The following is a 19,125-nucleotide window of genomic DNA, read 5'->3' as shown; positions in this document are numbered from 1 at the left end:
TCCACGGCCGGCGGTGACGCTCCACGGCCGGCGGTGACGCTCCCCGGCGGACCCGGAACGAAGCTCCCGTCACCGGCGCGGCCCGTTCCCCGCCTCGCCGCGACTCACCTCGACCGTCAATAAAATGTCACACTCTATTGAGAGGGATGAGCATCTCATGACCGACACCCCCGACAGTCGACGCCCTTGGCGTGGAGTCCTCGTCGCCACCGCGCTCCCGCTGAACGACGACCTCGGTGTCGACCACGGCCGGTACGCCGACCACTGTGCCTGGCTCGTCGAGAACGGCTGCGACGGCGTCGTACCGAACGGCTCCCTCGGTGAGTACCAGGTGCTCACCCCCGAAGAGCGCGCCAAGGTCGTCGAGACCGCCGTCGCCGCGATCGGCGGTTCCCGGGTCATGCCCGGCGTCGCCGCGTACGGCTCGGCGGAGGCCCGCCGCTGGGCCGAGCAGGCCAGGGACGCGGGCTGCGGCGCCGTGATGCTGCTGCCGCCCAACTCCTACCGCGCGGACGACCGTTCCGTCCTCGCCCACTACGAGGAGGTCTCCCGGGCGGGCATCCCGGTCGTCGCGTACAACAATCCGATCGACACCAAGGTCGACCTGGTGCCCGAACTCCTCACGAAGCTGCACGCCGCCGGCTTCGTCCAAGCGGTCAAGGAGTTCTCCGGAGATGTGCGCCGCGCCTACCGCATCGCCGAACTCGCCCCGGAACTCGACCTGTTGATCGGCGCCGACGACGTCCTCCTCGAACTCGCCGTGGCCGGGGCCAAGGGCTGGGTGGCCGGATACCCGAACGCGCTGCCCCGGACGAGCGTCGAGCTCTACCGCGCGGCCGTCGCCGGTGACCTCGACACGGCGGGCAAGCTCTACCGGCTGCTGCACCCGCTGCTGCGCTGGGACTCCCAGGTCGAGTTCGTCCAGGCCATCAAGCTGTCCATGGACATCGTCGGCCGCCACGGCGGTCCGGTCCGGCCGCCGCGCGTCCCGCTGCTGCCCGAACAGGCGGCCGCCGTGCGCTGGGCGACGGACCAGGCCGTCGCCGCCGGTCTCGCCTGAGCAAGTCTCGCCCGAGCCGGCCCCGCCCCTCCGCTGCCGGCCCCGCCCGAGCCGGCCCGGCCCGGCTCCGCCGCCGGCCCCGCCCGAGCCGACCCGGCCTGGCCCCTCCGCCACCCTCCTGCCACCCGTCGAGATCACTCAGGAGTCCCATGCGCAGCAAACTCGTCCTGCACGCCGTCGACTCGCACACCGAGGGCATGCCGACCCGGGTGATCACCGGCGGGATCGGCACCGTCCCGGGCGCGACCATGAACGAGCGGCGGCTCCACTTCCGCGAGCACCGCGACGACATCAAACAGCTCCTGATGAACGAGCCGCGCGGCCACGCGGCGATGAGCGGGGCCGTCCTCCAGCCGTCCACCCGCCCCGACTGCGACTACGGCGTGATCTACATCGAGGTGTCGGGCTATCTCCCGATGTGCGGACACGGCACGATCGGTGTCGCGACCGTGCTGGTGGAGACCGGCATGGTCGAGGTCGTCGAGCCGGTCACGACGATCCGGCTCGACACCCCCGCGGGTCTCGTCGTCGCCGAGGTCGCCGTGGAGGACGGCGCGGCCAAGGAGGTCACGCTACGGAACGTGCCCTCGTTCGCCGTCCGTCTCGACCGCAAGGCCACGCTCGCCGACGGGCGCACGGTGACGTACGACCTGGCGTACGGCGGCAACTTCTACGCGATCCTGCCGCTGGAGCAGTTCGGCCTGCCCTTCGACCGCTCCCGCAAGGACGAGATCCTCGCGGCGGGGCTCGCGCTCATGGACGCGGTCAACGCCGAGGGCGAGCCCGTGCACCCCGAGGACCCGTCGATCCGCGGCTGCCACCACGTCCACCTGTACGCGCCCGGGGCGACGGCCCGATACTCGCGGCACGCGATGGCGATCCACCCCGGCTGGTTCGACCGCTCGCCCTGCGGTACCGGCACCAGCGCGCGCATGGCCCAGCTCCACGCCCGGGGTGAACTCCCGCTGGACACCGAGTTCGTGAACGAGTCCTTCATCGGGACGCGGTTCACCGGGCGGCTGCTCGGCACCACCGAGGTCGCCGGAGTGCCCGCCGTGCTGCCCAGCTTCACGGGCCGCGCCTGGATCACGGGAACCGCCCAGTACCTGCTCGACCCCTCGGATCCGTTCCCGGCCGGGTTCGTCCTGTGAGCGGCCCCGCGCCGGGGCGTAGATACTGGTGCTCCCAGTAAGACGTGACATGGCACAGGGCCGGTGCGGCAGAACGACGGCACACCGGCCCGTACGAGGAGACCTTGATGGCCGCCCAGCGCAGCAGCGAACCCGCAGCAGCTCCCGACCTGCCCACGCTGGGCGGCAGGCGGAGCAGCTACCGCGAGCGCGTGGCCGACGCGCTGCGCGCCGCGCTGATCGCGGGCGAGCTGCGGCCCGGCGAGGTCTACTCGGCGCCGACGCTGGCGGCCCGTTTCGGCGTCTCGGCGACGCCGGTCCGCGAGGCCATGCTCGACCTGGCCAAGGAGGGCCTGGTCGACACGGTCCCCAACAAGGGGTTCCGGGTCACGGAGGTCTCCGAGAAGCAGCTCGACGAGTACACCCACATCCGCTCGCTCATCGAGATCCCCACCGTCGTACGGCTGGCCACCACGGCCGATCCCGTCTCGCTGGAGGCGCTGCGTCCGGCCGCCCGGGAGATCGTGACGGCGGCGGCCGCCGGCGACCTCATCGCCTACGTGGAGGCGGACATCCGCTTCCACCTCGGTCTGCTGGCCCTCGCGGGCAACTCCCATCTGGTCGCGGTCGTCGGCGACCTGCGCAAGCGCTCACGGCTGTACGGGCTCGACGCCCTGGTCCGGGCGGGCCGGCTGGAGGCCTCGGCCCGGGAGCACCTGGAACTCCTCGACGCCCTTTTGGAACGCGACGAGCGTGCCGTGCGCGCGGTGATGACGCGTCACCTGGGCCACGTCCGCGGTCTGTGGGCGGCGCCCTGAGGGGTTTCGCGGTGCGGCGTGAGAAAACCGGGCCCCCGAAGCGTGAACCACCGGGCCCGCCGGACGGGAACCGCCGGGTGTGAATCCACCGGGCCCGCCGGGCGTGAAACCACCGGGCCCGCCGGGCGTGAAACCGCCGGGCCCGCCTGACCCCGGACCCGGCTCCACGGTCGGGAACCGGCCGAAGTGCTACGCAAGCAGTTTGCAATTCTTGCGCTATTCTTGCGCTCATGACGCGACGACTTGCTCAGGTGGCGAAGAAGGTCGGGGTCAGCGAGGCCACGGTCAGCCGGGTGCTCAACGGCAAGCCGGGTGTCTCCGACTCCACCCGGCAGGCGGTCCTGTCCGCCCTGGACGTCCTCGGCTACGAGCGGCCGACCCAGCTCCGCGGTGAACGCGCGCGGCTCGTCGGGCTCGTTCTGCCCGAGCTGCAGAACCCGATCTTCCCGGCGTTCGCCGAGGTGATCGGCGGAGCGCTCGCCCAGCTCGGGCTCACCCCGGTGCTGTGCACCCAGACCAAGGGCGGGGTCTCCGAGGCCGACTACGTGGAGCTCCTGCTCCAGCAGCAGGTCTCCGGGGTGGTGTTCGCCGGCGGTCTGTACGCGCAGGCCGACGCGCCGCACGACCACTACCGCGAGCTCGCGGACCGCAACATTCCGGTGGTGCTGGTCAACGCGGCCATCGAGCACCTCGGCTTCCCCTGTGTCTCCTGTGACGACGCCGTCGCCGTCGAGCAGGCGTGGCGCCATCTCGACTCGCTCGGCCACGAGCGGATCGGACTCGTCCTCGGCCCCGGCGACCACATGCCCTCGGGCCGCAAGCTCGCGGCCGCGCGCGCCCTGGCTCCGGATCTGCCGGACGCGTACGTGGCACGGTCGATGTTCTCGCTGGAGGGCGGCCAGGCCGCGGCCACCAGGCTGCTCGACCAGGGGGTCACCGGCATCATCTGCGCCAGCGACCCGCTCGCGCTCGGTGCCGTACGGGCCGCCCGCCGCAAGGGGCTCAGTGTCCCCGGCGAGATCTCCGTCGTCGGGTACGACGACTCGGCGTTCATGAACTGCACCGAACCCCCGCTGACGACGGTCCGCCAGCCCATCGAGGCCATGGGGCGCGCCGCCGTGGAGCTGCTCAACGCGCAGATCGGCGGCAGCAGCGTGACCCCCGAGGAACTGCTGTTCGAGCCGGAGCTGGTGGTGCGCGGGTCGACCGCGCAGGCGCCCCGCGGCTGAGCCGCGGGTGAGGGCCGGCCGGCGCCGGCGACCGGGTCGTCGCACCACGCGGCGGCCCGGCGGTCGTTCCGGGGCCGTTGACTCCGCTACGCAACCACCTGCCACGGAGACCCCCAACCTCTGTCAAATAATTACAGATTCTGCGCGACATCTTGCGGAGGGATGTCGTCGGTGCTTGAGTGTGCGGCGCCAGAACACGGCGGCACGCCCGCCGTGGGCCTTCCTCGCTCCAGCCCGAAGGGGTCCACCAATGAGAAGTACCGGGTTCCGCCGTAGTTTCGTCATGCTCATGGCGTCCTCCGTCGCGCTCACCGCCGCCGCGTGCGGTTCGAGCGGCGACGACGACGCGGCCGACGGAAAGACCCGCATCACCGTCAACTGCGAGCCGCCGAAGAGTGCCAAGGTCGACCGCTCGTTCTTCGACGCCGACACCAAGGCGTTCGAGAAGGCCAACCCGGGCATCGACGTCACCCTGCACGACGCGTTCCCGTGTCAGGACCCCAAGACCTTCGACGCCAAGCTCGCCGGCGGCCAGATGGAGGACGTGTTCTACACGTACTTCACCGACGCCAAGCACGTCGTCGACGTCAACCAGGCCGCCGACATCACGAGTTACGTCAAGGACCTCAAGAGCTACAGCACCATCCAGCAGCAACTGCGCGACATCTACACGGTCGACGGCAAGATCTACGGCATCCCGCGCACCGGCTATTCGATGGGCCTCATCTACAACAAGGCCCTCTTCAAGAAGGCCGGTCTCGACCCCGACAAGCCCCCGGCCACCTGGGAGGAGCTGCGCGCGGACGCCAAGAAGATCGCCGCGCTCGGCAACGGCACGGTCGGTTACGCCGACTACAGCGCCCAGAACCAGGGCGGCTGGCACTTCACCGCCGAGCTGTACTCGCAGGGCGGCGACGTCGTCTCCGAGGACGGCAAGAAGGCGACGGTCGACACCGCCGAGGGCAAGGCGGTCCTGCAGAACCTGAAGGACATGCGCTGGAGCGACAACTCCATGGGCAGCAAGCAGCTCCTCGTCATCAACGACGTGCAGCAGATGATGGGCTCCGGCAAGCTCGGCATGTACCTCTCCGCGCCCGACAACATCCCGATCCTGGTCAAGGAGAAGGGCGGCAACTACAACGACCTCGGCCTGGCGCCGATGCCCGGCGGCAAGGGCACGCTCATCGGCGGCGACGGCTACATGTTCAACAAGAAGGACTCGCCGGCCCAGATCAAGGCGGGCCTCAAGTGGCTCGACTCCATGTTCCTGACGCCCGGCGACGGCTTCCTCGGTGACTACGCCCGCGCCAAGCAGAACAACGCGCCCGTCGGCCTGCCCGAGCCGCGCCTGTTCACCGGTGCCGCCGACGACAAGGACCAGCAGGTCAAGAAGGGCAACGCCAACGTGCCCGTGGAGAACTACCAGGCCTTCCTCGACGGCAACCAGAGCCTCGACATGAAGATCGAGCCGCCGCAGGCCCAGCAGATCTACTCCGTCCTCGACGCCGCCGTGTCCGCGGTCCTCACCAAGAAGGACGCCGACATCGACCAGCTCCTCAAGGACGCCTCCGGCAAGATCGACTCCATCCTGGCCCGAGGCTGACACCGTTCATGAAGACCGCATCGAAGCCCCCCGCAGTGCTCCCTCCGGCCGCCGTCGGCGCGCCGGAGGCGCCGCGGTCGGCCGGGCGCCGGACCGGGGGACCGTGGCGCCGGCGCCTGGCCGACCAGTTCCGCGCCTACGCCTTCCTGGCGGGCGGCCTGCTCTGCTTCGCCCTGTTCTCCTGGTACCCGGCGATCCGCGCCGTCGTGATCGCCTTCCAGAAGTACACACCGGGCAGCGGCGGCGAGTGGGTCGGCACCGCCAACTTCACCCGGGTCTTCCACGACCCGGAGTTCACGGCCGCCTGGCGCAACACCCTCACCTTCACCCTCCTCGCCCTGCTCATCGGCTTCGCCGTCCCCTTCGTGATGGCGCTCGTCCTCAATGAACTGCGGCACGCGAAGGCGTTCTTCCGGGTCGTGGTCTATCTGCCGGTGATGATCCCGCCGGTGGTCAGCGCCCTGCTGTGGAAGTGGTTCTACGATCCCGGAGCCGGCCTCGCCAACGAGACGCTGCGCGCGCTGCACCTGCCGACCTCGAACTGGTCCAACGGCGCCGACACCGCGCTCGTCTCCCTGGTCATCGTCGCCACCTGGGCCAACCTCGGCGGCACCGTCCTCATCTACCTCGCCGCCCTCCAGAGCATCCCCGGCGAGCTGTACGAGGCGGCCGAGCTGGACGGCGCGAACCTGTTCCAGCGCATCCGTCACGTGACGATCCCTCAGACGCGCTTCATCATCCTCATGCTGATGCTGCTTCAGATCATCGCCACCATGCAGGTGTTCACCGAACCCTTCGTGATCACCGGCGGCGGCCCCGAGGACAAGACCGTCACGGTGCTCTACCTGATCTACAAGTACGCCTTCCTCTACAACGACTTCGGCGGAGCCTGCGCCCTGAGCGTCATGCTGCTCGTCCTGCTCAGCGCCTTCTCCGCCCTCTATCTGCGGCTGACCCGCTCCGAAGGGGAGGACGCGTGAGCACCCGCACCCTTGTCTCTCCGCTCGCCCTGGCCCGCCCCCGCGGCAGAGCCGTCTACTGGACCGTCTTCGGCGGCGTCGTCCTGCTCTTCGCGCTGGCCTTCCTCTTCCCCGTCTACTGGATGGTGACCGGCGCCATGAAGTCGCCGGACGAGGTCACGCGCACTCCGCCCACCCTGCTGCCGGAACACTGGCACCTCGGCGGCTACACCGACGCGTGGGACCTGATGGACCTGCCCACCCACCTGTGGAACACCGTCGTCCAGGCCGCGGGCGCCTGGCTGCTCCAGCTCGTCTTCTGCACGGCCGCCGCCTACGCCCTGTCCAAGCTGAAGCCGGCCTTCGGCAAGGTGGTCCTCGGCGGCATTCTCGCCACCCTGATGGTCCCCGCGCAGGCACTGGTGGTTCCCAAGTACCTGACCGTCGCCGACCTGCCCGTCCTGCACACCAGTCTGCTCAACTCCCCGCTCGGCATCTGGCTGCCCGCCGTCGCCAACGCCTTCAACCTCTATCTCCTCAAGCGCTTCTTCGACCAGATACCGCGTGACGTCCTGGAGGCCGCCGAGATCGACGGCGCCGGGAAGCTGCGCATCCTGTGGTCGATCGTGCTGCCGATGTCCCGGCCCGTCCTCGGAGTCGTGTCGATCTTCGCCCTGGTCGCCGTCTGGCAGGACTTCCTCTGGCCGCTGATGGTCTTCTCCGACACCGACAAGCAGCCCATCAGCGTGGCGCTCGTGCAGCTGTCGCAGAACATCCAGCTCACCGTGCTCATCGCCGCGATGGTGATCGCCAGCATCCCCATGGTCGTGACGTTCCTGGTGTTCCAGCGGCACATCATCGCCGGGATCAGCGCGGGCAGCTCCAAGGGCTGACGCCCGCACCCGACCCCCTCGAACGAAAGGCAACGCACCGTGGGACAGCCCCGCCCTGCCCGAAATCAGTCCGCGTGGTGGCGTTCCGCCGTCATCTACCAGGTGTACGTCCGCAGCTTCGCGGACGGCGACGGCGACGGCACCGGCGACCTCGCGGGCGTCCGCGCCAGACTCCCGTACCTCGCCGAACTCGGTGTGGACGCCCTGTGGTTCAACCCCTGGTATCTCTCGCCCCTGGCCGACGGCGGCTACGACGTCGCCGACTACCGCACCATCGACCCGGCCTTCGGGACACTCGCCGAGGCCGAGAAGCTCATCGCCGAGGCCCGCGAGCTGGGCATCCGCACCCTGGTCGACATCGTGCCGAACCACGTCTCCGACCAGCACCCCTGGTTCCGGGCGGCGCTGGCCGGCGGCCCGGAGCGCGAGCTCTTCCACTTCCGCCCCGGACGCGGCGAACACGGCGAACTCCCGCCCAACGACTGGCCGTCCCAGTTCGCGGGCTCCACCGAACCGGTGTGGACCCGGCTGCCCGACGGCGACTGGTACCTCCACCTCTTCACCCCCCAGCAGCCCGACCTCAACTGGGCGCACCCGGCCGTCCGCCGGGAACACGAGGAGATCCTGCGCTTCTGGTTCGAGCGGGGGGTCGCGGGCGTCCGCATCGACTCGGCCGCGCTGCTGGCCAAGGACCCGGACCTGCCCGACTTCGTCGAGGGCCGCGACCCGAACCCGTACGTCGACCGCGACGAGCTCCATGACATCTACCGCTCCTGGCGGACGGTCGCCGACGCCTACGACGGCGTCTTCGTCGGCGAGGTCTGGCTCCCCGACTCCGAGCGCTTCGCCCGCTACCTGCGCCCCGACGAACTGCACACCGCCTTCAACTTCTCCTTTCTGTCCTGCCCCTGGGACGCCGGACGGCTGCGGACCTCCATCGACGAGACCCTCGCCGAACACGCCCCCGTCGGCGCGCCCGCCACCTGGGTGCTGTGCAACCACGACGTGACCCGCACGGTCACCCGCTACGGCCGTACGGAGACCGGCTTCGACTTCGCGGCCAAGGCCTTCGGCATCCCCACCGACCTGGCTCTCGGCACCCGCCGGGCCCGCGCCGCGGCGCTGCTCTCGCTCGCCCTGCCCGGTTCCGTGTACGTCTACCAGGGAGAGGAACTCGGTCTGCCCGAGGTGGAGTTGCCGCTCGACAGCATCCAGGACCCGATGCACTCGCGCTCCGGCGGCACGGACCCGGGCCGGGACGGCTGCCGGGTCCCGCTGCCCTGGACGGCCGAGGAGCCGAACGCCGGATTCGGCGGCGACCCCTGGCTCCCGCAGCCCGACGGCTGGCCCGCGTACGCCGCCGACGGCCAGGCGGACGATCCCGGGTCCATGCTGAGCCTCTACCGTGCCGCGCTCCGCGTCCGCCGCACCGAACCGGGCTTCGGGGACGGCGCGTTCGGCTGGCTGCCCGCACCGGAGGGTGTCCTCGCCTTCGCCCGCGCGGACGGACTGCTCTGCGTGGTCAACCTGGCCGACGGTCCGGTCGAACTCCCGGAGCACTCCCGGCTGCTCCTCCACAGCGGCCCGCTGGACGCCGACGGGTTCCTTCCACCGGACACGGCGGCCTGGCTGCGCGCCTGAGCGGGCCCGCACCGCACGGCAAGCACCGTTCCCACGGGTCTCACCGATCGGACGGAGGCGCGTCCTCGACGACCGGCTCCCCGCGTTTCGCCGCCTGGATCTGCTCGTACACATGGGTCCGCAGCTCGGCGAAGCGCGGGGTGACCCGGGTACGCAACTGGTCCCGCTCCTCGGGAAGATCGACCTTCAGTTGCTCCCGCACGACGGTGGGGGAGGCCGAGAGGACCACAACCCGCTCGCCCAGATAGACGGCCTCGTCGATGTCATGGGTCACGAACAGGACCGTGATCCCGCGCTGCCGCCACAGCCCGCGCACCAGATCCTCCAGATCGGCGCGGGTCTGCGCGTCGACCGCCGCGAACGGCTCGTCCATGAGCAGCACTTCGGGCTCGTACGCCAGGGCCCGCGCGATGGCGACCCGCTGCTGCATCCCGCCCGAGAGCTGCCACGGATAGGCCCTCGCGGCGTCGGCCAGGCCCACGGACTCCAGCGCGTCGGCGACCAGTTCCCGGCGCTGCCACTTGCTCAGACTCTTCTGCCTCAAGGGGAGTTCGACGTTCTCGCCGACCCGCATCCAGGGGAACAGGCTGCGCCCGTACTCCTGGAACACGAACGCCATGCCCGGCGGTGGGCCGGTGACCCGCCGGCCCCCGAGCAGGACCTGGCCCGACGTCGGCGCCAGCAGACCGCCCACGCACTTCAGCAGGGTGGTCTTGCCGCAGCCCGACGGGCCGACCAGACAGACGAGTTCACCCGCGTCGACCGTGAACGTGAGATCGCGGACCGCCTCCACCCGGCGCCCCGACCCCTCGTAGACCTTCCGGAGGCCGGATACGACCAAAGACGCGTGCATGGACCGCCCTTTCACGAGCGTCATCACGGGGACCGCCTGGAGGAGTCGCGCAGACCGTGGTACCAGCCGAGAGCCCGGCGTTCGACCACCTGGAAGACGGCCGAGAGGAGGAAGCCGAGCAGGCCGAGGACGAGGATCCCGGTCCACATGTCGGGGATCGCGAAGCCGCGCTGGAACTGCACGATGGTGAAGCCGAGTCCGTTGCTCGCCGCGAACATCTCGCTGATGACCATCAGGATGATGCCGATGGACAGCGCCTGGCGCAGCCCCGCGAAGATCTGCGGGCTCGCGGACGGCAGGACGACGGACCGGATCCGCGCCGGACCCGTGATGCCGTACGAGCGGGCCGTCTCGGACATCACGGAGTCGACGGCGCGCACGCCCTCGATCGTGTTGAGCAGGATCGGCCACACACAGCCGCTCGCGATCACGACGATCTTCATCGTGTCCCCGATGCCCGCGAACAGCATGATGACCGGAACGAGGACGGGTGGCGGCACCGCGCGCAGGAACTCCAGGACCGGTTCGCACACCGCCCGCGCCTTCCGGTACGAGCCGATGAGCGTCCCGAGGGCGATCCCCACGGTCGCGGCCGACGCGTAGCCGGCGAGCAGTCGCAGCAGGCTGGGCACCAGATCGGCGCGGAGTCGCGCGCGGGTCCAGACGTCGGGGAACGTCCTGAGGATCGTGCGCAGCGGGGGCCAGTAGACGTTGGTGCTGCCGTCCGAGGCGAGCCACCACAGACCGACCAGCAGCGCCGGGAGGGCGACGACGAACAGCGCCCGCAGCAGGAGGCCGCCCCACGGGTCCGTCCTCGTCCGCCCCGCCGGGACGTCCGTCATACCGCCACCTCCCCGCGTACCGACTGGTGCCAGGCCAGCGCGTACCGCTCCACCGACCGGGCACCCACGTTGATCAGCAGCCCGAGCAGACCGGTGACCACGATCAGCGCGTACATCTCGGGCACCGCCTGCGAGGTCTGGGCGACGGCGATGCGGGCGCCCAACCCCGGTGCGCCGATGACGAGTTCGGCGGTCACGGTGAGGATGAGCGCGACGGCCGCGGCGAGCCGGACCCCCGTCATGACGTACGGGAGCGCGGTGGGCCACAGCACATGACGGACCCGGGCCCAGGTGCCGAGACCGTACGAGCGTGCCGTCTCCTCGGCCACCGGGTCCACGTCCCGCACGCCGTACATGACCTGGACGAGGACCTGCCAGAAGGACGCGTACACGACCAGCAGGAGCACCGACCGCAGCTCGGTGCCGTAGAGGAGGACGGCGAGCGGGATCAGGGCCACGGAGGGGATGGGGCGCAGGAACTCGATCGTCGAGGCGGTCGCCTCGCGCAGATACGGCACGACCGAGACGACCACCCCCACCACGACGCCCGCCGCCACCGCGATCGCCAGCCCCAGCGCCCAGCCCGTGAGGGTGTCGCCCAGGTCTGTCCAGAAGGTCGCGTCGTCGAGCTCGTCACGGAGCGCCCCCGCGATCCGGCTGGTCGGCGGGAAGAACCGCTCCTTGACGATGCCGAGCCGCGGCACCGCCTCGCCGAGGGCGAGGAAGGCCGCGAGCCCGGCGGCGCCCAGTGCGGCGTTCACGGCCCAGCCGGTGGAGCCGCCGCCACGCGCTTGCGTCCCCGTCACGGCAGCAGCTTGTCCAGATCGGGCGCCGTCTTGAAGAGGCCGTCCCGCTCGCCCAGCTTCTCCAGCGTCTCGATCGAGGCCCGGTTCGGCTCGGCCGGCCACTTCGGCAGGGTCACCTTCGCCAGTACGGCCGCGGGGATCGTGGTGTACGTGGTGACGATCTGCCGGACCTCGTCCGGGTGCGCGTCGGCGTAGGCGAGGGACTCCGCGGTGGCCTCCTGGAAGTTCTTGACCACGTCGGGGTGTTGCTGTGCGTACTGGTTCGAGGTGAAGTACATGGCGACGGTGAGGTTCTTGGCCACGTCGACCAGGGAGGAGGCGATCTCGGTCGCGCCCTGGCTCTTGACGGTGGCGAGCGCCGGCTCGACCACCATCGCGGCGTCGATCTGGCCCTTGTCGAGGGCCGCGGGCATCAGGTCGAAGGCGAGTTCGACGAACTTCACCTCGGAGGGGTCGCCGCCCGCCTTGCGCACCGACTCGCGTACGGCCGTCTCGTTGATGTTCTTCAGCGTGTTGACGGCGACCTTCTTGCCCTCCAGGTCCTTCGCCGACTTGATCGCGCTGCCCTTCTTCACCGTGATGGCGCCGAAGTCCGCGCCCGCCACGCCCGTCGAGGCGACGCCGTTCGCGATGGCCTTCACGGGAACGCCGTTGGACTGGGCGATCATCAGCGAGGTCACGTTGGAGAACCCGAACTGGAACTGGCCCGAGACGACACCGGGGACGATCGCCGCGCCGCCCTGCGCGGCCGTCATCGACAGGGTCAGTCCGTGCTTCTTGTAGAAGCCCTTCTTCTGGCCCAGATAGACCGGGGCGACATCGACGATGGGGATGATCCCCAGCTTGACGGTGGTGGTGCCGCCGGACGAAGAGTTCTTGTCCGAGGCGCCACCGCCGCCGGACGAGCCGCAGGCCGACGCGGCGACCAGTAAGGCTCCGGCCGCGATCCCGGCGAGCAGACGACGCATGGCTCCTCCTGTGCAGACGAGAGTGTTCCGACAGGGCGTGCGCACACCGCACAATGGTGCTCAGCGCGAAGGTAGAACCCTGTCCGTGCCGGGTCAATGGCCTTGGCTGACAATATTGTTGACAGTTATCGAAGTGTGTTCCCGTCCCGGACGAGAGCACTCCGTGTGTCCCTCTGGAGGCGACGATGCCTGCAGCAGACCGAGCACCCCATTTCGTCCGGTCCTTCGAACGCGGACTCGCCGTCATCCGCGTCTTCGGCGCCGACCGGCCGGAACTGACACTCAGTGAGGTCGCACGCGGCTGCGACCTGACCCGGGCGGCGGCACGCCGCTTCCTCCTCACCCTGGTCGATCTCGGATACATGCGCACGGACGGCCGTGTCTTCCGGCTCACCCCGCGCGTGCTGGAACTCGGCTACGCCTATCTCTCCGGCTTCACCCTCCCGGAGATCGCCGAGCCGCATCTGAAGCAACTCGCCGAACAGGTGGGGGAGTCGAGCTCGCTCTGCGTCCTCGACGGCGACGACATCGTGTACGTGGCGCGGGTCCCGGCCCGGCGCATCATGACGGTGGCGATCACCGTCGGAACCCGCTTCCCGGCCCACGCCACCTCCGTGGGCCGGGTGATCCTCGCGCACCTCACGGACGCCGAGATCGACATCCGGCTGGAGCGGGCCGATCTGCGCCCCCTGACCGGGCGGACGATCGTCGCGCCGGACCTGCTGAGAGCGGAGCTGGCCCGCGCCCGACGCCAGGGATACGCCATCGTCGACCAGGAGTTGGAGGAGGGGCTGCGCTCGGTCGCCGCCCCGGTGCGCGACCGGGACGGCGCCGTGGTGGCGGCCGCGAACATCCCGGTGCACGCCAGCCGCAACAGCCTCGAATCCGTCCGCCGCGACCTGCTTCCCCCTCTGCTGGAGACGGTCGCGCGGATCGAGCGGGATCTGGCGGTCACAGATCCAGGACGAGCCGTCTCCCCAGGCAGCGGGACACACAGATGAGCATGGTCGCGCCCGTCGCCCGCTCCTCGTCCGTGAGCACCGAGTCCCGGTGGTCCGGGGTCCCTTCGAGCACGTCCGTCTCGCAGGTTCCGCACGTGCCCTCGGTGCAGGAGTAGAGCACCTGGACACCGGCGGCGCGCACGGTGTCGAGGACGGAGACGCCGGGGAGGACGGTGACTGTCCGCCCCGACCGTTCCAGGACGACCTCGAACTGGGCCTCCCCGCCGGTCTCTTGGTCCTTCGGCCGGAACCGCTCGACGCGCAGTTGGCCGGCCGGGCAGTGCTCCTCCATCGCGTCGAGCAGCGGCCCGGGACCACAGCAGTAGACGAGGGTGTCCCCGGAGAGCCCGGAGAGCCCGGAGAGCCCGGAGAGCCCGGAGAGCCCGGAGAGCCCGGCGAGCAGGGAGGGCAGGTCGAGCATTCCGGTCTCGTCCTGGGGGGCGAGGGTGACCCGGTCCCCGTACCGCTGCAACTCCTCGGTGAACGCCATGGAGTCGCGGGTCCGTCCGCCGTACAGCAGGGTCCACTCGGCGCCCGCCGCCTCGGCCGCGGCGAGCATCGGCAGGATCGGGGTGATGCCGATGCCGCCCGCGACGAAGCGGTAGCGCGGGGCGGGCACGAGCGCGAAGTGATGGCGCGGGCCCCGGACACGGACCGTGTCGCCCTCGCCCAACCGTCCGTGCACGTAAGCCGATCCGCCGCGTCCGTCCGGTTCGCGCAGCACCGCGATCCGCCACGTCGTGCGGTCGGCCGGATCACCGCACAGGGAGTACTGCCGCTCCAGTTCCGGCCCGAGCAGCACATCGATGTGGTCGCCCGGTTCCCAGGGCGGGAGTTCGTCGCCGAGCGGATGCCGCAGGCTCAGGGTGAGCACACCCTGGGCTGCGAACTCCCTGCGCTCGACGATGAGTTCGGCCTCGTACGCGCTCTCGCCGGCCGAACCGGTCACCGCACCCTCTCCACCGGCTTGTCGCCCTCCTCGACCAGTCGGGCCAGGATGCGCCGGGCCGCGAGACCGCCGGCGTCGATGCCGATGCTCAGCTCCTGGTACCCGGCGCGCTCGGACGCGAGGGTCCGCTGGAGGATGTTGAGCGCGTCGACGTCCTGCATGACGACCGTGTGGTTCAAGTCCCGCATGAAGGCGCTGACTTCGTCGTCCGAGCGGGCGAAGTCGCGCGAGACGGCCCAGAAGTCGTACACCCTGCCGTCGCCGGACGGCGTGATGGCGTACGTGATCTCGGTGTGGAAGGCGTCCGGGTCGCTGCCGTCCGCCTCGGGCAGGACGCCGGCCGGAGCGATCCTGCTGTGCAGCAGATAGAGGCAGGGTGCGTGGTACTCGATGTCCTGCCAGCGCGTGATGCGGCCCTCGACGCCGGTCGACCGCGCGTAGAAGGGCGGACACGCGGCGTCGTCCATGCGCCGGGAGACGCGCACGATCCCGGCGTCCTCGTCCACCTCGGTGACGATCGGCGTCTCTGCGACCTCGGGTGTGCCGATGTAGCCGCCGTGCAGATACGTCTCGTGCGAGAGGTCGAGGAGGTTGTCGACGAGGAGTCCGTAGTCCGCGTCGATGGGTTCCATGCCGCTGACCGTCGTCCAGTGGGGCGAGTCCATGTGCGGTGCGCGCGGGACGGAACCCGGGTCGGCGAGCGCGGGGTCGCCGATCCAGGCCCAGACGAACAGATCCTGCTCGACGACCGGGTAGGAGGCGACACGGGCGGTGCGCGGTATCCGCTTCTGCCCCGGCACGTACACACACGCCCCGGTCGGGTCGTAGGTGAACCCGTGGTAGCCGCACACGACCCGGTCGCCATCGAGCCGGCTCTCCGAGAGCGGGAAACGCCGGTGCACACACCGGTCGGACAACGCGACGACCGCCCCGTCCTCCGCGGTCCGGTAGAGCACGAGCGGCTCACCGAGGACGGTCCGCCCGACGAGCTCACGCCCGATCTCGTAGGTGAAGGCGACGACGTACCACTGGTTCCTGGCGAAGGCGGTGATGTGCGGCATGGCGTTCCCGTCCCTGAGAGCGGGGCACCGTCGCCCCGCGTGCCGTGGTCGGACTCAGCGTCGTGACGTCCGCGACGGGCGGGCAAGGCGGCTTCCGTCAGGCGGAAGCGCCGCCGGCACCTGTTCGCCTCCGGGGGCCGGCGCGGGACGGGTCCCGCCCGTCCGGTCCGCCGGCCGGATCGGTTCGTCTGGCGTACCGCCGACCTTCACGTCAGGGACAGAGGGCCCTTTCCTGACGTTCGGTGCGCTTGGAAAACTCCCTTCGCGCACGTTCCATCAAACCTCCGGCCAACGGGCCCGTCAGGACAAGAGGTCACCCAGTCATGCCTCAAGTGAATCGGCGCCGTTTCTTCCAGATCGCGGGCGGGACGGCGGCGTTGACCGCGCTGGCCGGCAGCGTCCAGCGCGCGGCGGCTGTGCCGGCGCATCGTCGTTCGGGCACGATCGAGGATGTCGAGCACATCGTCGTCCTGATGCAGGAAAACCGTTCGTTCGACCACTACTTCGGCTCGATGAGAGGTGTCCGCGGCTTCGGTGACCCCCGTCCGGCGTCGCCGGCCGGCACCAAGCCCGTCTGGTACCAGTCGGACGGCACCAAGGACGTGCTCCCCTTCCGTCCGGAGATGGACGACCTCGGTCTCGCGTTCATCAAGGACCTCCCGCACGGCTGGAGCGACGGGCACGCCGCGTTCAACAAGGGCAGGTACGACAAGTGGGTGCCCGCCAAGTCGGCCACGACGATGGCGTATCTGACGCGGGAGGACATCCCGTTCCACTACGCGCTGGCCGACTCGTTCACCGTCTGCGACGCGTACCACTGCTCGTTCATCGGCTCGACGGACCCCAACCGCTACTACATGTGGACGGGTCACACGGGCAACGACGGCAAGGGCGGCGGCCCGGTCCTCGGCAACGACGAGGCCGGGTACGGCTGGACGACGTATCCGGAGCGGCTGGAGGCGGCCGGGATCTCCTGGAAGGTGTACCAGGACGTCGGTGACGGGCTGGACGCGAACGGCTCCTGGGGCTGGATAGCCGACGCCTACCGGGGCAACTACGGCGACAACTCGCTGCTGTACTTCAACCAGTACCGCGACGCCCGGCCGGGCGACCCGCTGTACGAGAAGGCCCGTACCGGCACCGACGCCCGCAAGGGCGAGGGATTCTTCGACCGGCTCAGGGCCGACGTGCAGGGCGGCACGCTGCCGCAGGTCTCCTGGATCGCCGCCCCCGAGGCCTTCACCGAGCACCCCAACTGGCCCGCGAACTACGGCGCCTGGTACATCTCCCAGGTGCTGGACGCGCTCACCTCCGACCCCGAGGTGTGGAGCAAAACGGCCCTGTTCGTCACGTACGACGAGAACGACGGCTTCTTCGACCACCTGGTGCCGCCCTTCCCGCCGCAGTCCGCGGCCCAGGGCAAGTCCACGGTCGACGTCGGCCCGGACCTGTACGCGGGCGACGTGAGCCATGCGGCCGGACCCTACGGACTGGGCCAGCGGGTGCCGATGCTCGTCGTCTCGCCCTGGAGCAAGGGCGGTTACGTCTGCTCCGAGACGCTCGACCACACCTCGATCATCCGGTTCATGGAAGCCCGGTTCGGGGTGCGCGAGCCCAACATCTCGCCCTGGCGGCGCGCGGTCTGCGGTGACCTCACGGCCGCCTTCGACTTCACCCGCGAGGACACCGCGCCGGTCACCCTGCCCTCCACCGACGGCTACCGGCCGCCGGACGGCGACCGCCACCCCGACTATGTCCCCGCCCCGCCCGCGAACCCCGCCCTGCCCCGGCAGGAGCGCGGCTCGCGCCCGACCCGCCCGCTGAAGTACGTGCCCCTCGTGGACGGTTCGGCCGACACCGCGGCCGGGAAATTCACGCTGACCTTCGGCTCCGGCGCCAAGGCCGGCGCGGCCTTCCTCGTCACCTCCGGGAACCGCACCGACGGCCCCTGGACCTACACCGCCGCCGCGGGCAAGACCGTCTCGGACACCTGGAACTCGGCCTACTCGGGCGGCTCGTACGACCTCACCGTCCACGGGCCGAACGGCTTCCTGCGCACCTTCAAGGGGGCCAACAGGACGGCGGGACCGGAGATCACCGCCCGCCACACCGGCTGCGACGTGGAGCTCACCTTCGTCAACAAGGGTGCCGCGACGGCGACGCTCAGGCTCACGAACGGCTACGGCGGACCGGCGCAGGTCTTCCGGGTCCGGGCGGGCGCGACCGTGAAGCACACGGTGGATCTGGCGGCGAGCAAGCGCTGGTACGACCTCGGTGTCGTCGTCGACGGACAGTCGGGCTTCCTGAGGCGATTCGCCGGACATGTCGAGAATGGACGGCCCGGTGAGAGCGACCCTGCGCTCATCACGGTCTGATGGGTCCACAACTGACCGTTGTCTTCCGGCCATGTCACGGTAGGGTGCCCCGGTGACGACGCATTCGAACACTCCTGCAGGTTGGTACCCGGACCCGAACGGGAAGCCCCAGACACAGCGTTACTGGGACGGCTCGCAGTGGACCGACCAGGAGGCTCCGGCCGGACAGCAGGTGCCGCACCAGGGCACGCCGCCCCAGCAGGCATTCCCTCAGCAGGCCACCGCACCGGACCCGCGTGTCCAGGGCCAGGTGCAGCAGCAGGCCGGCGTGGCCCCGAGCGGTGCCGGCGGCGGCACCCTGTTCACCGAGCCGGTCCTGGTGGTGAACCAGAAGGCCAAGCTGATCGAGCTGACCAACGAGTACAAGGTCATGGACCAGCAGGGCAACCCGATCGGCTCGGTCACCGAGGTCGGTCAGGGCGTGCTGAGGAAGATCCTGCGGCTGGTCTCCAGCCTCGACCAGTTCCTCACGCACCGGCTGGAGATCCGCGACGCCCACGGGCAGCCGCAGTTGCTGCTGACCCGGCCGGCGAAGATATTCAAGTCCCGCGTGATCGTGTCCCGTCCGGACGGCTCCACCGTGGGTGAGATCGTCCAGAAGAACATGATCGGCAAGATCAACTTCGCGATGAACGTGGACGGCCGGCAGGTCGGCGCGATCAAGGCGGAGAACTGGCGTGCCTGGAACTTCGCGATCGTCGACCAGTCGGAGAACGAGGTGGCCCGGATCACGAAGACCTGGGAAGGCCTCGCCAAGACGATGTTCACGACCGCGGACAACTACGTCCTGCAGATCCACTTCCAGCTCCCGGAGCCGCTGCTGAGCCTCGTCGTCGCGACGGCGCTGACCGTCGACACGGCGCTCAAGCAGGACTCCCGCGGACTGGGCTGACGGGACACGAACATACGGAAGGGCGGCCGCGGATCTCTCCGCGGC

At 70.2% G+C, this 19,125-nt stretch carries 17 protein-coding genes; 11 read left to right on the top strand and 6 right to left on the bottom strand.

The genetic code is table 11. The features are described 5' to 3' along the window. The first annotated feature begins 157 nt into the window (after positions 1-157). The 8 genes from ACFXGX_RS01550 to ACFXGX_RS01515 all read left to right on the top strand — a co-directional run bounded on the left by ACFXGX_RS01550 (position 158) and on the right by ACFXGX_RS01515 (position 9,333). Entirely contained in the window at positions 158-1,060 is a 903-nt protein-coding gene (locus ACFXGX_RS01550; protein ID WP_384783502.1) for a dihydrodipicolinate synthase family protein, read from the top strand. Between the two features lie 149 nt (positions 1,061-1,209). After that, on the top strand, positions 1,210-2,211 hold the full coding sequence (locus tag ACFXGX_RS01545) for a proline racemase family protein (protein ID WP_384783500.1): 1,002 nt from the start codon (positions 1,210-1,212) through the stop codon (positions 2,209-2,211). Between the two features lie 107 nt (positions 2,212-2,318). Further along, on the top strand, positions 2,319-3,008 hold the full coding sequence (locus tag ACFXGX_RS01540; RefSeq protein ID WP_384783498.1) for a GntR family transcriptional regulator: 690 nt from the start codon (positions 2,319-2,321) through the stop codon (positions 3,006-3,008). A gap of 230 nt (positions 3,009-3,238) precedes the next feature. Then, positions 3,239-4,237, top strand: coding sequence for a LacI family DNA-binding transcriptional regulator (locus tag ACFXGX_RS01535; RefSeq protein ID WP_384783496.1), 999 nt, complete (start codon positions 3,239-3,241; stop codon positions 4,235-4,237). Between the two features lie 250 nt (positions 4,238-4,487). Further along, on the top strand, positions 4,488-5,840 hold the full coding sequence (locus tag ACFXGX_RS01530) for an ABC transporter substrate-binding protein (protein ID WP_384783494.1): 1,353 nt from the start codon (positions 4,488-4,490) through the stop codon (positions 5,838-5,840). A gap of 8 nt (positions 5,841-5,848) precedes the next feature. Beyond that, complete coding sequence (locus ACFXGX_RS01525; RefSeq protein ID WP_384783492.1) at positions 5,849-6,820, top strand: carbohydrate ABC transporter permease; 972 nt, start codon at positions 5,849-5,851, stop codon at positions 6,818-6,820. After that, positions 6,817-7,692: a carbohydrate ABC transporter permease gene (locus ACFXGX_RS01520; RefSeq protein WP_384783490.1), complete on the top strand. Its 876-nt coding sequence runs from the start codon at positions 6,817-6,819 to the stop codon at positions 7,690-7,692. The genes ACFXGX_RS01525 and ACFXGX_RS01520 overlap by 4 nt, the downstream gene beginning before the upstream one ends. A gap of 39 nt (positions 7,693-7,731) precedes the next feature. Beyond that, positions 7,732-9,333: a glycoside hydrolase family 13 protein gene (locus ACFXGX_RS01515; RefSeq protein ID WP_384783488.1), complete on the top strand. Its 1,602-nt coding sequence runs from the start codon at positions 7,732-7,734 to the stop codon at positions 9,331-9,333. 40 nt (positions 9,334-9,373) lie between these two features. Here the strand turns inward: ACFXGX_RS01515 and ACFXGX_RS01510 are convergent, their stop codons facing one another. From ACFXGX_RS01510 to ACFXGX_RS01495, 4 genes are read right to left on the bottom strand one after another with little or no spacing between them, the layout of a single operon-like run. Beyond that, positions 9,374-10,186: an ABC transporter ATP-binding protein gene (locus ACFXGX_RS01510; protein ID WP_384783486.1), complete on the bottom strand. Its 813-nt coding sequence runs from the start codon at positions 10,184-10,186 to the stop codon at positions 9,374-9,376. 23 nt (positions 10,187-10,209) lie between these two features. Continuing rightward, entirely contained in the window at positions 10,210-11,028 is an 819-nt protein-coding gene (locus ACFXGX_RS01505; RefSeq protein WP_384783484.1) for an ABC transporter permease, read from the bottom strand. Next, positions 11,025-11,834, bottom strand: a complete 810-nt coding sequence (locus ACFXGX_RS01500) for an ABC transporter permease (protein ID WP_384783482.1) — start codon at positions 11,832-11,834, stop codon at positions 11,025-11,027. Before ACFXGX_RS01500 ends, ACFXGX_RS01505 begins: the two co-directional genes overlap by 4 nt. Further along, the gene (locus tag ACFXGX_RS01495) at positions 11,831-12,802 is read right to left on the bottom strand and encodes an ABC transporter substrate-binding protein (protein ID WP_384783480.1); all 972 of its coding nucleotides are present in this window, start codon (positions 12,800-12,802) and stop codon (positions 11,831-11,833) included. The genes ACFXGX_RS01500 and ACFXGX_RS01495 overlap by 4 nt, the downstream gene beginning before the upstream one ends. A gap of 185 nt (positions 12,803-12,987) precedes the next feature. On the opposite strand from ACFXGX_RS01495, the gene ACFXGX_RS01490 reads away from it, so the two are divergent. Further along, positions 12,988-13,803 (top strand): IclR family transcriptional regulator C-terminal domain-containing protein, encoded by an 816-nt coding sequence (locus ACFXGX_RS01490; RefSeq protein ID WP_384783478.1) that lies wholly within the window; start codon positions 12,988-12,990, stop codon positions 13,801-13,803. Here the strand turns inward: ACFXGX_RS01490 and ACFXGX_RS01485 are convergent. Further along, a complete protein-coding gene (locus ACFXGX_RS01485) occupies positions 13,754-14,752 on the bottom strand; it encodes a PDR/VanB family oxidoreductase (protein ID WP_384783476.1) in 999 nt (332 codons plus the stop codon). The genes ACFXGX_RS01490 and ACFXGX_RS01485 overlap by 50 nt on opposite strands. Then, the gene (locus ACFXGX_RS01480; protein WP_384783474.1) at positions 14,749-15,813 is read right to left on the bottom strand and encodes a Rieske 2Fe-2S domain-containing protein; all 1,065 of its coding nucleotides are present in this window, start codon (positions 15,811-15,813) and stop codon (positions 14,749-14,751) included. Before ACFXGX_RS01480 ends, ACFXGX_RS01485 begins: the two co-directional genes overlap by 4 nt. A gap of 323 nt (positions 15,814-16,136) precedes the next feature. Between ACFXGX_RS01480 and ACFXGX_RS01475 the strand changes: the two genes are divergently transcribed. Both ACFXGX_RS01475 and ACFXGX_RS01470 read left to right on the top strand, forming a co-directional pair. Then, on the top strand, positions 16,137-18,188 hold the full coding sequence (locus ACFXGX_RS01475; RefSeq protein ID WP_384783471.1) for a phosphocholine-specific phospholipase C: 2,052 nt from the start codon (positions 16,137-16,139) through the stop codon (positions 18,186-18,188). A 52-nt stretch (positions 18,189-18,240) separates the two neighbouring features. Further along, positions 18,241-19,080 (top strand): phospholipid scramblase-related protein, encoded by an 840-nt coding sequence (locus ACFXGX_RS01470; RefSeq protein ID WP_384783469.1) that lies wholly within the window; start codon positions 18,241-18,243, stop codon positions 19,078-19,080. Positions 19,081-19,125: the final 45 nt, after the last annotated feature.

Source organism: Streptomyces sp. NPDC059371, assembly GCF_042751995.1.
Lineage (GTDB): Bacteria > Actinomycetota > Actinomycetes > Streptomycetales > Streptomycetaceae > Streptomyces.
This window is presented reverse-complemented; position numbering and strand designations above follow the sequence as displayed.

Excerpts from the sequence above, each read along its gene's own strand:
- ACFXGX_RS01550 (WP_384783502.1), top strand. The coding sequence starts at position 158 with ATGACCGACACCCCCGACAGTCGACGCCCTTGGCGTGGAGTCCTCGTC.
- ACFXGX_RS01545 (WP_384783500.1), top strand. The coding sequence starts at position 1,210 with ATGCGCAGCAAACTCGTCCTGCACGCCGTCGACTCGCACACCGAGGGC.
- ACFXGX_RS01540 (WP_384783498.1), top strand. The coding sequence starts at position 2,319 with ATGGCCGCCCAGCGCAGCAGCGAACCCGCAGCAGCTCCCGACCTGCCC.
- ACFXGX_RS01535 (WP_384783496.1), top strand. The coding sequence starts at position 3,239 with ATGACGCGACGACTTGCTCAGGTGGCGAAGAAGGTCGGGGTCAGCGAG.
- ACFXGX_RS01530 (WP_384783494.1), top strand. The coding sequence starts at position 4,488 with ATGAGAAGTACCGGGTTCCGCCGTAGTTTCGTCATGCTCATGGCGTCC.
- ACFXGX_RS01525 (WP_384783492.1), top strand. The coding sequence starts at position 5,849 with ATGAAGACCGCATCGAAGCCCCCCGCAGTGCTCCCTCCGGCCGCCGTC.
- ACFXGX_RS01510 (WP_384783486.1), bottom strand. The coding sequence starts at position 10,186 with ATGCACGCGTCTTTGGTCGTATCCGGCCTCCGGAAGGTCTACGAGGGG.
- ACFXGX_RS01505 (WP_384783484.1), bottom strand. The coding sequence starts at position 11,028 with ATGACGGACGTCCCGGCGGGGCGGACGAGGACGGACCCGTGGGGCGGC.
- ACFXGX_RS01495 (WP_384783480.1), bottom strand. The coding sequence starts at position 12,802 with ATGCGTCGTCTGCTCGCCGGGATCGCGGCCGGAGCCTTACTGGTCGCC.
- ACFXGX_RS01490 (WP_384783478.1), top strand. The coding sequence starts at position 12,988 with ATGCCTGCAGCAGACCGAGCACCCCATTTCGTCCGGTCCTTCGAACGC.
- ACFXGX_RS01480 (WP_384783474.1), bottom strand. The coding sequence starts at position 15,813 with ATGCCGCACATCACCGCCTTCGCCAGGAACCAGTGGTACGTCGTCGCC.
- ACFXGX_RS01475 (WP_384783471.1), top strand. The coding sequence starts at position 16,137 with ATGCCTCAAGTGAATCGGCGCCGTTTCTTCCAGATCGCGGGCGGGACG.